Below are 12,985 nucleotides of genomic sequence, written 5' to 3'. Positions count from 1 at the left end.
CTCCGCTCGGCGGCTCACTCTCGCTCCGCTCGGGTCACCGTCAGGTTGCCGCAGGGGTCGGCCTCGGCGCGGAAGCCGGGGTGGAGGGGAAGGGTCGAGCCGAACTCCTGGACGATCGCCGGGCCCTCGATCACGTCGCCCGGCGCCAGGAGCGCGCGCTCGTACACCGGCGTCTCCGTCCAGCCGTCGCCGAAGTGGACGCGCCGGGACGAGACCAGCGCGCGGGACGGATCCCCGTCGCCGGGCGGGCGCTCGCGCGGCCGGGGGCGGTCGATCGGGCCGATGCCGGAGACCCGGTAGTTGACCCATTCGACCGGGTGCCGGTCGGGGTCGTCGCGGTAGCAGTAGCCGTACAGCGCCTCGTGGGCGTCGTGGAAGCGGCCGACCACCTCGGCGCGGAAGTCCTCGGTCACCGGCCCGGCCGGGGCCGGCACCCGCACCTCGAACGCCTGGCCGTGGTAGCGCAGGTCGGCCGTGCGGGCGAAGCGGCGCCGGGCGGGTGGGAAGCCCTCGCGGTCCAGGGCGGTGGCGGCCTCGCGCTCGAGGTCGCCGAACGCGGCGGCGACGGCGCCGAGGTCGAGCCCGGTGTCGCGCATGACGCGGGTGCGCACGTAGTCGTTCTTGACGTCCACGGTGAGCAGCCCGAACGCCGACAGGTTGCCGGGGTTCTCCGGGACGATCGCCGCGGGCGGCCCGAGCACGTCCAGCAGCCGGCACGCCAGCAGCGGGCCCGATCCGCCGAACGCGACCAGGGGGTAGTCGCGCACGTCCAGGCCGCGCTTGACGGTGATCTGCCGGATCGCGTTGGCCTGGTTCCAGGCGGAGATCTCCAGGATCCCGGTGGCGGCGCGCTCCACGCTGAGTCCGAGCGTCGCGGCGAGTTCCGCGAGGCCGGCGCGGGCTGCGTCCACGTCCAGGGGGATCTCGCCGCCGAGCAGGTGCGGCGGGATGCGGCCGAGGACGGCGTGCGCGTCGGTGACCGTCGGCTCGGTGCCGCCGCGGCCGTAGCACAGCGGGCCCGGGTCGGCCCCGGCGCTGCGCGGGCCGACCTTCATCGTGCCCTCCGGGGACACCCGGGCGACCGAGCCGCCGCCCGCGCCCACCGTCACGATGTCGATCATCGGGATCTTGACCGGATGGCGGCCGATCGCGCCCTCGGTGGTCAGCGTGGGCTCGCCGTCCAGCACCACGGCCACGTCGGTGGACGTGCCGCCGCCGTCCAGGGTCACCACCGAGCCGCGGCCCGCCCGGGCCGCCACGAACGCCGCGCCGAGCGCCCCCGCCGCCGGGCCCGACAGCACCGTGGTGATCGGCTGGTGCACGACCTCCTCCGCCGACAGCACCCCGCCGTTGCTCTTCATCACGTGCAGCCGGGCCGGCGCCCGCGCGCTCGCACGATCGCCGATCCGCTCGATGATCCGCGCCAGATAGCGGGCCATGACCGGCTTGACCGCCGCGTCCACCAGCGTGGTCACCGACCGCTCGTACTCGCGGTACTCGCGCAGCACCTCGCACGACAGCGACACCACCGCCTCGGGATGCTCGCGCCGCAGCACCTCCCGCATCGCCAGCTCGTGGGACGGGTCGGCGTAGGAGTGCAGGAAGCACACCCCGATCGCGGCGATCCCCCGGTCGCGGAACCAGCGGGCCGCCCGCACCGCCCCGGCCTGGTCGAACGGCCGCAGCTCGGCGCCGGTGTGGTCGAGCCGCCCGCCGACCGTCCGCACCCGGTGGACGGGCACGATCCGCGGCGGCTTGACCCAGAAGTAGGAGTTGCCGTACCCGTCCGGGACGCTCTGCCGGGCGATCTCCAGCACGGACTCGAAGCCCTCGGTGGTGATGAACCCCAGGTCCTCGATCCGGTCCTCCAGGAGCCGGTTGGTCGCGACCGTCGTCCCGTGCGACAGCCCCACCGCCTCGGCCGGCAACGGGCCGTCGCCCGCCAGCACCTTGGCGGCCGCGGCCAGGAAGCCCTCGGCGGGGTCGGACGGAGTGGACGGCGTCTTGGTCGTGATGTATTCCCCGGTGTCCTCGTCCAGCGCCACGACGTCGGTGAACGTCCCGCCGGTGTCGATCCCGATGCGCAGCCGTCGCCCCATGACTCGGGTCTACCGGAAGCCGCCCGCCCGGCGAACCGTCGCATTCTGCCAATCAGCGGGTCTTTCTTTGGCGAGTCCCATCGGGCACTAGGCTGAGCGGGTCCTTTTCCGCGAAACCACTGATGAGAACGCTGGAGCCCGCCGATGGCGCTTGAACGGCCCGAGATCGACTTCCCCGAGGGGCAGCCGCCCGAATACCTCGACATCACCGACATCACCGTGGGCGACGGCCCGGAGGCCGCCAAGGGCTCCCAGGTGTCGATGCACTACGTGGGCGTGTCCTTCTCCACGGGCGAGGAGTTCGACGCCTCGTGGAACCGCGGCGGCACGCTGGACTTCACGCTCGGCGGCGGCCAGGTCATCAAGGGCTGGGACATGGGCATCGCCGGCATGAAGGTCGGCGGCCGGCGCAAGCTGGTCATCCCGCCCCACCTGGCGTACGGGAACCAGAGCCCCAGCCCCCGGATCAAGCCCGGCGAGACACTGATCTTCGTGGTCGACCTGGTCGGCGTCAGCTGAGACCCGGCTGAGACTCAGTGCGGGAAGGACGTCTGCGCCGGGGCGATGAGGTCGGCGGCGTGCTTCTCGTACAGGGCCAGGTTGCGCTCGGCCAGATGGTCGAAGCCGTGCCGCACCGACGACCCCGGGGTGAGCGAGCGCATCGCCGCCTCGGGGTCGAGCCGGGCCGCGGCCCAGCCCTCCTGGCTGGCGGCCCGCGCCACCACCTCGGCGATCGGTGTCACGATCATCGAGTTGCCGAAGTAGAGCGTGCCGCCGGGGTCGGCGCCGACCGCGTTGGCGCCGACCACGTACACGTGCTCGTCGTACGCGCGCGCCCGGCAGGTCAGCTCCCAGATGTCGGCCGAGCGCAGCAGCGCCGACGGGCGGCAGATCAGCTCGGCGCCGCGCACCGCCTGGATCCGCCACAGCTCCGGGAAGTCGCCGTCGAAGCAGATCGCCATGCCGATCCGGCCCAGCCCGGTGTCGACGACGCAGACCTCGGAGCCGGGCGTGGCCCAGCCGCCGTGCCGGGAGTCCTCGACGCGGAACGGGTGCGTCTTGCGGTAGACGCCGAGCACGGCGCCGTCCGGGCCGGTCAGGACGGCCGAGTTGTAGACCGTGCCGCGGTCGGGGCCGCGCTCGTAGGTGCCGAAGCACAGGTGGACGCCCAGGTCGCGCGCCGTCTCCTGGAACGGCTCGGTCACCGGCCCGGGGATCTCCGACACCGCCTCCCACAGCTCCTCTGCCGGCAGGGCCGGGTCGAAGCCGGTGGTGCAGGACTCGGGCAGGACGACCAGTTCCGCGCCGGACCGCTCGACGCAGCGCGCCGTCCAGGAGACGGCCTTGTCGATGTTCGCCCGGACGGTGTCGCGCGTGACCGGCCCGGGAGCGGGCGCCAGTTGCAGGGCGGCTGCGGTGAACGGCCTCATGGTCGCCTCCTCGTGCGGCGTCCCAAGGCGTACCCGATGACGACCCCGGCCAACGCCGCGGCGGCCCCCGCGCCGAAAGCGGCGAGCGTGGGCACCGGGCGCGGCCCAGCGGTCGCCGCGCCCATGAACGTCCGGGGCTCCTTGGGCCGCTGGGCGGCCTGGTCGCCGCGCGCGGGCATCTGGACGACGTCGGCCCCGCCCGCGCCCGTCGCCGCGAAGGCCGCGGCGGGCTCGGCCAGGGAGCGCTCGACGGCCGCGAAGAACTCCCCCGCGGTCTTCTTCGCCACCGACCCGAGCATCCGCTGCCCCACGCCGCCGATCATCCCGCCGACGACCGCGTCGGCGTCGTAGTCGATCCGGGTGCCGCCCTCGCCCGCCGACAGCCGCACCCGGACCGTGGCGTCGACCGTCCCGGGCGCCCCCTGGCCCCGCGCGCGCAGCACGAACGAGCGCGGCGGATCCGGCTCGGCCAGCTCGACGCTCCCGACGTAGGTGCCCTTGATGGACGCGACCCCCGCCGAGACCGTCATCCTGTAGACGTCCTGCCCGGTGGTCTCCAGGGAATGGCAGCCCGGGATGGTCCGGGCCAGCACGGCCGGGTCCTGCAACGCGTCCCATACCCGCGGCACGGGCGCGGCGACGGTGGCACTACCAGTGACCTTCATGTGCCGACTTTAGAGAACCCGGCCCGCCCTCCGTACGGCAACACTTGCCGAGTACACGCCGAAGGTTGGTAGATACGCCCCGACCGGTCCGGGTAAGGGAAGAATGCCCCAGGGATTCATTGCTCGGCGGACGCGAACCCTGGCGGACTTTCACGCGTCAACCGATGCGACACCCCTGAATCGGACCGGGCCCCGTGCGGGCCCGCGGCGGACGGAGAGCGCGGCTGATGCTAGGGAAGATGCCCGTGGTCGCAACGGTGGCGGCGGGCGTGATCGGCGTCGGAGCGGGCGCCTGGCCGACGGTGCGGGGGCAGTCGTCCGGGGAGGAGGCGCCCACAATGCGGGCGCAGCTCACCGGCGTGCTGTCCGACCAGCAGTGGGCCAAGCCGAAGCCCGGCTCCTGGACGCCTCCCAAGCCCGCGCCGGACGGCCTGCCCCCGAAGATCACCAGGATCGCCACCCAGGACAAGGTGGTCTTCCTGACCATCGACGACGGCTACGAGTACGACGCCGAGTTCGTGAACCTGGTGCGCAAGGAGCGGGTGCCGATCCTGACGTTCCTGACCTCCCGCTACGTCGAGGGGCAGGGGCAGTACTTCTGGGCGCTGCGCAACGCCGGTTCGCAGATGGAGAACCACACGGTCAGCCACCCCAACATGGCGTCGCTGTCGCCGGAGGGGCAGCGCAAGGAGATCTGCAAGGCGTCCGACACCATCGCCGAGCAGTACGGGCGGCGGCCGCAGATCTTCCGGCCCCCGTTCGGAAGCATGAACGAGACCACGCGGCAGAAGGCCAAGGAGTGCGGGATCAAGTCGATCCTGCTGTGGTCGGCGGAGTTCTACAACGGCACGACCGGTCCGGGCGTCGGCTTCAACGGGTTCGCGCGCGGCGACGGCGCGGGCAAGAACTTCCGTCCGGGCGACATCATCCTGATGCACTACCGGAAGGGCCTGGCGGAGCAGTTCCAGATGATCCTGGGCTGGATCCGCCAGCAGGGCTTCCGGCCCGCCGCCGTGGAGAACTACCTGCCCAAGTCGCTGGGCGGCAACGCCCCCGACCAGCCCGGACCGGCCGGGCAGACGGAACAGCCCGCCACCGTCCCGTAGCGGCCGCTGACGTGCGCGAACTTCGGCAAGATCGATGCGGCGCGCCTCCACGACATCGCGTGGAATCTGCTGTCTCTTTGAAGGCGGGGGCCTCCCGTCATCGAGCGGCAGTACGGGAGGCCCCCGCCTTCCCCGCACGGGTGCGGAGCGTGCCGTCGTCGCGGGCGCGCAGCCGCAGGCGGTACAGGTCGTCGGGACCCATCGGCATGGCGTCGACGCGGATGCCCTCGGCGTCCTCGACGGCCGAGGCGAGCACCGCCGACACCGGGATGACGCCCGCCTCGCCCGCGCCCTTGATGCCGAGCGGATTGAGCGGCGAGGGCGTCTCCAGATGGCCGGTCTCGATCCGCGGGATCTCGGTCGCGTACGGCATCAGGAAGTCCATGAACGAGGCGTTGAGGAGCTGGCCGGACTCGTCGTAGGCCATCCGCTCGTACAGGGCGCCCGCGACGCCCTGCGCGACTCCCCCGTGGATCTGCCCCTCGACCACCATCGGGTTGATCAGCCGCCCGCAGTCGTGCACCACCGCGTACCGCAGGATGCGGATCTCGGCGGTGTCGGGGTCGGTCTCGACGATCGCCGCGTGCGCCCCGGCGGCGAACGTCGACCGCACCGGCGAGTAGTAGTCGCGCCCCTCCAGGCCGGGCTCCTCGCCGTGCGGCACGGGCGGCCGGTCCGGCGGCGCCGCCGCGGCGAACTGGGTGGCGCGGCCGGCCTCCTCGTCGAAGGCGTACCGCAGCGGGTTGGACAGCACCGCGACCGTGCGCAGCGGGACGGCCGCCGACCGGTCGCCGCGCACGTGCACGACACCGTCGGTGATCTCCAGGTCGTCCGGGTCGGCCTCCAGCGCCTCACCCGCGATCCGCAGCGCCTTCGCCCGCACCTTGCGGCAGGCCAGCGCGATCGCGTTGCCGCTCATCACCGCGGCGCGGGAGGCGAAGGTGCCGACCGCGTATCCGAACCGCCTGGTGTCGCCGGTGGTGACCGTGACGTCCTCGATCGGCACGCCCAGCTCGGCGGCGGCGATCTGGGCGAACACCGTCTGGTGGCTCTGCCCCTGCGAGGTCAGCCCGGTCGACACGTGCACCCGCCCGGTGGAGTCGATCTCCACGTGCCCGCCCTCGTAGGGGCCGACGCCGGTGCCCTCCACGTAGCAGCCGACGCCGATCCCGATCCGGCGGCCCGCCGCCTCCGCCTCGGCGCGGGCCCGCGCGAACCCGTCCCAGCCGATCAGGTCCTTGACCTTGCGCAGCAGCTCCGGGTAGTCGCCCGAGTCGTAGATCAGCGGGCGGCCGTCCTGGAACGTCAGGCCCTGGTCGTAGGGGAACTCGTCGGGCTGGATGAAGTTGGCCTCCCGCACCCGCGCCCGGTCGAGCCCGAGGTGGTCGGCGATGCGGTCCATCGTCCGCTCCATGCAGAACACGCCCTGCGGGCGGCCCGCGCCCCGGTACGGGGTGACGATCAGGGTGTTGGTGTAGAGGCTGCGCACCTCGGCCCGGTAGGCGCCCGGCTTGTACGGGCCGAGCAGCTGCGTGGACGAGATGATCGGGATGATGATCCCGTACGGGGTGTAGGCGCCGTGGTCGTGCAGGATCCGCACGTCCATGCCCAGCACCCGGCCCGCGTCGTCGAACCCGACCCGGACCCGCTGCGCCTGGCCGCGCTCGTGCGCCGCCGCCACGAAGTGCTCGCGCCGGTCCTCGGTCCACTTGACCTCCCGGCCCAGCAGCCGGGCCGCCCACGGGACCAGGACCTCCTCCGGCCACGGATGGACGATCTTGACGCCGAACCCGCCGCCGACATCCGGCGCGATCACCTCGACCTTGCCGGGCGGCAGCTCCAGCTTGGCGGCGATGGCGGCGCGCACGCTCGTGGACGCCTGGGTCGAGGAGTACACGCGCAGCGACCGGTCGTCGGCGTCCCACCGCGCGTACACGCCGCGCCCCTCCAGCGGCATGGACGCGCTGCGCTCGATGCCGAGCCGGAACTCCAGGACGTGCGGCGCCGCCGCGATGGCCGCGTCCACGTCCCCGACCTCCTGGTGCAGGACGGCCCCCACGTTGCCCGGGACGTCGTCGTGGACGAGATGCTCGGCCCGTTCCGCGGCCTCCAGCCCGACGACGACGGGCAGCGGCTCGTACTCGACGCGGATCCGCTCGACGGCGTCCTCGGCCAGATACCGGTCGCGGGCGACCACCATGGCGACCGGCTCGCCCACGTGCCGGACGACCTCGCGGGCGAGCGGGTAGCCCGTCCGGCCGTGCGTGAGGGCCGGGTGCGGGATGAGCAGCGGCAGCGGCTCGCCCACCCGCCCCGGAAGGTCCTCCCAGGTGTAGACGGCGACGAGGCCGTCGACGTCCAGGGCGTCGGTGACGTCGATGTCCAGCACGCGCGCGTGCGCGTGGGGCGAGCGGACGAAGGCCGCCGCGAGCGCGCCCCGGCCCAGGTCGTCCAGGAACCGCCCCTGACCGGTGAGCAGCCGCGGATCCTCCCGGCGCTCGATCGGCTCACCGAACCCCATCAGGCCCCCTCTTCCGCCAGCTCGGCGGCGCGATGCACGGCCTTCACGATGTTCTGGTACCCGGTGCAGCGGCACAGGTTGCCCGAGATGCCCTCGACGACCTCCTCCTCGGTCGGCCGCGGCGTCTCACGGAGCAGGGCCGTGACCGTGCAGAGGAACCCCGGCGTGCAGAAGCCGCACTGCAGCCCGTGGCACTCGCGGAACGCCCGCTGCACCGGCGACAGCGTGCCGTCCGGTGCGGCCAGCCCCTCCACCGTGGTGATCTCGTGCCCGGCGGCCGTGACGGCGAACATCAGGCACGAGCGCACCGGCTCGCCGTCCAGCAGCACCGTGCAGCAGCCGCAGACGCCGTGCTCGCAGCCCACGTGCGTGCCGGTCAGGCCGAGATCGTGCCGCAGCAGGTCCGACAGCAGCCGCCGGGCCGGCGCCCGCGCCGTCCGGTGCACCCCGTTGACGGTCAGCGCGACCTCGAACGTCTCCTCCATCAGAGCCCCTCCCGGCTCAGCGCTTCTTCGGCGGCGGCGCGCAGGGCCCGTTCGGTGAGGACGCCGGCCAGGTGGCGGCGGTAGTCCGCGCTCGCGTGCAGATCGTCGCCGGGGTCGAGCCGCGCGCGGGCGTACCCGGCGGCCGCGGGCCAGTCGCCGGTGCGCACGGCCGACGCGGCGGCCTCGGTCAGGTCCAGCACCAGCGGGGTGCCGCCGACGCTCAGATAGCCGGCGCGGGCCGCGGTCACCCGCAGGTCGTCGTCCAGCGTGACCACCGCGGCGACCCCGGCGAGCGCGTAGTCGCCGTGCCGGCGGGCCGTCTCGGCGAACGCGGTGCCGGTGCGGCGGGGCGCGGCCGGGAAGAACGCCGACACCGCCAGCTCGTCGGGCCGCAGCGCCGGTTCCAGCGGCCCGGCGAAGAACTCGGCGGCGGGGATGGTGCGGCGGCCCGTCGCCGAGACGGCCTCCACCGTGCCCCCGAGGACGGCCAGGACGGCGGGCATCTCGGCGGCCGGGTCGGCGTGCGCGAGGCTGCCCACCACGGTGCCCCGGTTGCGGATGACGGGGTGCGCGACGTGCCGCAGGGCCTGGCGGATCAGCGGCTGCGCGGCGGCGGCCCCGGTGTCGCGCTCGACCCGGGTGTGCCGGGCCAGCGCGCCGATCCGCACTCCGCCGCCGGCGACCTCGACCGTGTCGAGCTCGGCCAGGCCGTTGATGTCGACGAGGCGGGACGGCGCGGCCAGGCGCATGTTCAGCAGCGGGATGAGGCTCTGCCCGCCCGCCAGCACCTTGGCCCCGCCATCGGCCAGGGCGTCCAGGGCCTCGTCTGCCGTACGGGGCGCGCGGTAGTCGAACTGGGGCGGCTTCACGCGGGCCGCGCCATCCGGACGGTGATCTGGCGCAGCAGGTGGTAGCCGGTCAGCACCACGATCGTGCCCAGGGCGATGCCCTCCAGCTTGAAGTCGTCGCTGATCTCGAGCACGACCGGGCCGATCGCCAGGATGATCCCCGCGCCGATCGGGACCGTGTTGACCGCGTCGGCGAAGTCCACCCGGTTCTCGATCCAGATCTTGGCGCCGAGCAGGCCGATCATCCCGTACAGGATCACGGTGACCCCGCCCAGCACCCCGCCGGGGGTGGCCGCGACCAGCGCGCCGAACTTGGGGCACAGCCCGAACAGGATCGCGATCAGCGCCGCCACGTAGTAGGCGGCGGTGGAGTAGATGCGGGTGGCGGCCATGACGCCGATGTTCTCGGCGTAGGTGGTGGTCGGCGCGCCGCCGACCGAGCTGGTCACCACGGTGCCGACCCCGTCGGCGAAGACCGCCCGGCCGATCAGCGGGTCCAGGTCTGCGCCGGTCATCTCGCCGACCGCCTTGACGTGCCCGGTGTTCTCCGCGATCAGCGCGATCACGGCGGGCAGCACCAGCAGGATCGCCGACAGCTTGAAGTCGGGCGCGTGCATGCTCGGCAGGCCGAACCAGTCGGCGCTCTCCACGGCCGAGAGGTTCACCCGGTCGTGCGGGAACGCGGTGGCCACGCAGTAGGTCCCCTCCGGCTGGCACGCCTGCCCGGCGGCACCCCGCAGGTTCTGCCCCGGCAGCACCGAGGTGATCGGGCCGGCGGTGCGGTCGAGCACCCACGACAGCGCGAACCCCAGGACCAGCCCGAGCAGCACCGCGATCCGGCCGATGAACCCGCGGAACAGCACCATGACCAGGAACACGAACGTCATGGTGATCAGCGCGACCCACTGGTCCTGCGGCCAGTAGGTGTCGGCGACCACGAACGCCAGCCCGAACCCGATCAGCATCACCACCGCGCCCGTCACCACCGGCGGGAACACCTGGTGGATGATCCGCTGCCCGAGGAAGTGGATGAGCAGGCCGCACAGCGCCAGCACCGCGCCCGCTACCAGGATCGCGCCGGTGACCCAGCCGTCGGTCTGCGCGCTGTCGACGCCCGCCCGGATCGCGAACACCCCGCCCACGAACGAGGCGCTGGTGCCGAGGTAGCTGGGCACCTTCCCCTGGACGATCAGCAGGAACAGGATCGTCGCGACGCCCGACATCATCACCGCGAGGTTCGGGTCCAGCCCCATGACCAGTGGGAACACGAACGTGGCGCCGAACATGGCGACCACGTGCTGGGCTCCGATGCCCGCCGTGCGCGGCCAGGTCAGCCGCTCGTCCGGGGCGACGACCTCGCCGGGCGGCGGGGTCCTGCCGTCCCCGTGCAGCTTCCAGCCCGCCGGTTTCCAGCCCTCGGCCATCCGCGCCCTCCCTCGGGGTGTCACCTTGCGCGCAACCTAGAACGACTCTTGCCTACAGGCACCGGCGACATCTGCCAAAGCACCGCCGCCCGCTCAACGCCGGGCAGATCGCGATTACTGTATGCAATGACAATCTTGCCGATCGTAGCGAGGGCTGCGGCATGGTGTCACAGTTCGCCTACCAGTGACCGGCCGCGGGGTCAGATGCCGCGCATCCGCAGGACGTGCAGGGCCAGGGTCAGGTTGAGCCGCAGGTGGGCGTCCTCGGTGAAGGGGCCGAGCATCCGCTCCAGCTTCCCGATGCGGTAGCGCAGGGTGTTGTAGTGGAAGTGCAGCCTGCGCGCGGTCTCGGCGACGTTGAGGTTGGTCTCCAGCAGCACCTGCAGGGTGCGGCGCAGGTCGACCAGCTCCGGCTCGTCGTCGCCGGCCAGCTCGCCCAGCGTCTCGCGGACGAAGGCGTGCAGCTCGGCCGGGTCGGAGACCAGGCTGAGCAGCCGGTAGACGCCCAGCTGGTCGAAGTGCGCGCGGGCCCCGGCGCCGTGCAGCTGCCGGCCCACCCGTACCGCCTTGACGGCCTGGTCGTAGGCCTCGGGCAGCCCGGCGGGCGAGGCGACGGTGCGGCTGATCCCGGTGGAGAAGGTCCGGCGGTGCTCGGCGAACACGGCGGCCGCCTCCTTCACCATCGCCTGGACCGGTCCAGCGGAGAGAGCGGCCGCGTCCCCGTCCTCGGCGCCCACGACCGCGACGACCTCGTGCGCGAAGCTGGCCACCGCGGCGCCCCGGTCGTGCCGCCGCACCGCGGTCGTCCAGGCGGCGGCGAGCCGCTCCTGCGCCAGCCGCTCCTCCGCGCCGCGCCCCGCCGGCTCGGCCCGCCCGCCCGGCTCGGCCCGCGCGGGCTCGCCGCGGCCGCTCTCGCGGCCTCCCTCACGGCCGCCGTCCCGGGACGGACGCTCGGGCTCGGCGCCGCGCGCCCGCCCGTCCAGCTCGGCGACCAGCACCATCACCGGGCGGTCCAGATCCCAGCCGAAACCCGAGCAGTGCGCCACCACCCGGTCGTCGTCGCCGGCCCGCCCGGCCAGGATGTCGCGCAGGAAGTCGGCCCGGTACTTGCTCTCCACCGCCGCGACCGCCTGCTGCTTGGTCACCACGAGGGCGGCGACCGTGGCGGCGCGCTCCAGGATGGTCAGATCGGCCTCGCGCAGCGACCCGCTCGGGCTGTAGGCGACGATCTTCCCGTGGTCGAACCCGCCGGCGACCACCGGCACCACCAGGTGCTCGCCCTCCTGCGGCGAGCCGCGCCCCAGCGCCCGCATCGCCTGGACGTGCTCCTCCGGCCCCGCCCCCGCCAGCACCCGCTGCTCGCCGTCCAGCGCGGCCACCGCCACCTCCAGCAGCGCGGCGACCTCGTCCACGACCTCCTGGAGCCCGCCCCCGCACAGCACGATCTGCACCAGCGCCCGGTGCACCTCCTCGGTGCGGGCCAGCACGGCCGCCTGCCGGTTGAGGATGTCGGTGAGCACCTGGTTGAGGATGTCGTCGAAGCCCACGTCGTCGGCCAGCAGGATCAGCGGGAACCCGCGCCGGTCGGCCTGCTCGATCATCTCCGCGGGCAGCGAGTCCAGGTACCGGCCCAGCTTGATCGCCAGCGCGGCCAGCCCGCGCTCGTCCAGGTCGGCCACCAGGTTGTCCAGCGACTGGGGCGTGTTGCGCAACGGGTAGCCGGTCGTCAGCAGCAGCTCGTTGGGCTTGACCCACGACAGGATGTCGGGGACCTCCATCACGTTCAGCCGCTGGACGACCCGGCCGAGCCCGGTGCGGCCCGCGATCAGGCGCGCGCCCCTGAGGGTGGAGACCCCCAGGACCTCGCCGACCGGCAGCCCGTAGGTCAGGGTGCCCGTGCTGGCGAGCCGCAGGGCCGGTGGGCCGTCCACGGGGATTGACATCAGATGACTCCCAACTGGGTCGGCTCCGGCGGCGAGGTCTTCGTCCGCCGGGGTGCGCGGGGCCGGGCCGTGGTGGGGCCCGCCCCGTCCGGCCCGGGCCGTGCCGCCTCGGACCGTCACGCTGTGGTTCGCGCGGCCGGACGCGTCACCGGCCGCCGGCACCGCCGATCGGGAACGAGGGACCAACGGCTCACCCGCGGGCCCGCCCGGCGCATGCGGCCGGTCGGCGGGACCGCGTGAGGCGCTCATGGACGCGGACTCACGAAAACGGTCACCTCGCTCTTCGGTCCTTACATCGCCCCCCGAAGGGTGATCGCTACCCCTCTCTGATCAACACTGACAACAAAGACGAAGGAAGACAACCAGTCTTGGCAGCTTTCTCCATACGTCACCCCCCTGGCCCGGCCGTACGGTCCCAGCTAGAGGGGTCGGACCGCCGGCAGGACGGCGCCCACACCGGCCCC

10 protein-coding genes are annotated in these 12,985 nt (G+C 73.4%); 2 read left to right on the top strand and 8 right to left on the bottom strand.

Annotation, left to right across the window (positions count from 1 at the left end):
• Nucleotides 1–14 precede the first annotated feature (14 nt).
• A complete protein-coding gene (locus ABD340_RS07265; protein ID WP_344587791.1) occupies nucleotides 15–2,099 on the bottom strand; it encodes a hydantoinase/oxoprolinase family protein in 2,085 nt (694 codons plus the stop codon).
• A gap of 144 nt (nucleotides 2,100–2,243) precedes the next feature.
• On the opposite strand from ABD340_RS07265, the gene ABD340_RS07260 reads away from it, so the two are divergent.
• Nucleotides 2,244–2,618 (top strand): FKBP-type peptidyl-prolyl cis-trans isomerase, encoded by a 375-nt coding sequence (locus ABD340_RS07260; protein WP_344587790.1) that lies wholly within the window; start codon nucleotides 2,244–2,246, stop codon nucleotides 2,616–2,618.
• 14 nt (nucleotides 2,619–2,632) lie between these two features.
• On the opposite strand, the gene ABD340_RS07255 is transcribed toward ABD340_RS07260, so the two are convergent.
• On the bottom strand, nucleotides 2,633–3,529 hold the full coding sequence (locus ABD340_RS07255; protein WP_344587789.1) for a carbon-nitrogen hydrolase family protein: 897 nt from the start codon (nucleotides 3,527–3,529) through the stop codon (nucleotides 2,633–2,635).
• Nucleotides 3,526–4,194 (bottom strand): SRPBCC family protein, encoded by a 669-nt coding sequence (locus ABD340_RS07250; protein WP_344587787.1) that lies wholly within the window; start codon nucleotides 4,192–4,194, stop codon nucleotides 3,526–3,528. The genes ABD340_RS07255 and ABD340_RS07250 overlap by 4 nt, the downstream gene beginning before the upstream one ends.
• A gap of 239 nt (nucleotides 4,195–4,433) precedes the next feature.
• On the opposite strand from ABD340_RS07250, the gene ABD340_RS07245 reads away from it, so the two are divergent.
• Nucleotides 4,434–5,300: a polysaccharide deacetylase family protein gene (locus tag ABD340_RS07245; protein WP_344587786.1), complete on the top strand. Its 867-nt coding sequence runs from the start codon at nucleotides 4,434–4,436 to the stop codon at nucleotides 5,298–5,300.
• 97 nt (nucleotides 5,301–5,397) lie between these two features.
• Here ABD340_RS07245 and cutA read toward each other — a convergent pair whose 3' ends face one another.
• From cutA to ABD340_RS07220, 5 genes are all read right to left on the bottom strand, one after another.
• On the bottom strand, nucleotides 5,398–7,821 hold the full coding sequence (gene cutA, locus ABD340_RS07240) for an aerobic carbon-monoxide dehydrogenase large subunit (RefSeq protein WP_344587785.1): 2,424 nt from the start codon (nucleotides 7,819–7,821) through the stop codon (nucleotides 5,398–5,400).
• Nucleotides 7,821–8,306: a (2Fe-2S)-binding protein gene (locus ABD340_RS07235; protein ID WP_344587783.1), complete on the bottom strand. Its 486-nt coding sequence runs from the start codon at nucleotides 8,304–8,306 to the stop codon at nucleotides 7,821–7,823. Before ABD340_RS07235 ends, cutA begins: the two co-directional genes overlap by 1 nt.
• On the bottom strand, nucleotides 8,306–9,175 hold the full coding sequence (locus ABD340_RS07230; protein ID WP_344587782.1) for an FAD binding domain-containing protein: 870 nt from the start codon (nucleotides 9,173–9,175) through the stop codon (nucleotides 8,306–8,308). The genes ABD340_RS07235 and ABD340_RS07230 overlap by 1 nt, the downstream gene beginning before the upstream one ends.
• Entirely contained in the window at nucleotides 9,172–10,578 is a 1,407-nt protein-coding gene (locus ABD340_RS07225) for a uracil-xanthine permease family protein (RefSeq protein WP_344587781.1), read from the bottom strand. Before ABD340_RS07225 ends, ABD340_RS07230 begins: the two co-directional genes overlap by 4 nt.
• Before the next feature lie 200 nt (nucleotides 10,579–10,778).
• Entirely contained in the window at nucleotides 10,779–12,521 is a 1,743-nt protein-coding gene (locus ABD340_RS07220; RefSeq protein WP_344587780.1) for a PucR family transcriptional regulator, read from the bottom strand.
• Nucleotides 12,522–12,985: the final 464 nt, after the last annotated feature.

It is taken from the genome of Actinomadura vinacea, from assembly GCF_039532545.1.
Lineage (GTDB): Bacteria > Actinomycetota > Actinomycetes > Streptosporangiales > Streptosporangiaceae > Spirillospora > Spirillospora vinacea.
This window is presented reverse-complemented; position numbering and strand designations above follow the sequence as displayed.

Coding starts and splice junctions, on each gene's coding strand:
- ABD340_RS07255 (WP_344587789.1), bottom strand. CDS start 3,529: ATGAGGCCGTTCACCGCAGCCGCCCTGCAACTGGCGCCCGCTCCCGGG.
- ABD340_RS07225 (WP_344587781.1), bottom strand. CDS start 10,578: ATGGCCGAGGGCTGGAAACCGGCGGGCTGGAAGCTGCACGGGGACGGC.
- cutA (WP_344587785.1), bottom strand. CDS start 7,821: ATGGGGTTCGGTGAGCCGATCGAGCGCCGGGAGGATCCGCGGCTGCTC.
- ABD340_RS07220 (WP_344587780.1), bottom strand. CDS start 12,521: ATGTCAATCCCCGTGGACGGCCCACCGGCCCTGCGGCTCGCCAGCACG.
- ABD340_RS07260 (WP_344587790.1), top strand. CDS start 2,244: ATGGCGCTTGAACGGCCCGAGATCGACTTCCCCGAGGGGCAGCCGCCC.
- ABD340_RS07235 (WP_344587783.1), bottom strand. CDS start 8,306: ATGGAGGAGACGTTCGAGGTCGCGCTGACCGTCAACGGGGTGCACCGG.
- ABD340_RS07265 (WP_344587791.1), bottom strand. CDS start 2,099: ATGGGGCGACGGCTGCGCATCGGGATCGACACCGGCGGGACGTTCACC.
- ABD340_RS07250 (WP_344587787.1), bottom strand. CDS start 4,194: ATGAAGGTCACTGGTAGTGCCACCGTCGCCGCGCCCGTGCCGCGGGTA.
- ABD340_RS07245 (WP_344587786.1), top strand. CDS start 4,434: ATGCCCGTGGTCGCAACGGTGGCGGCGGGCGTGATCGGCGTCGGAGCG.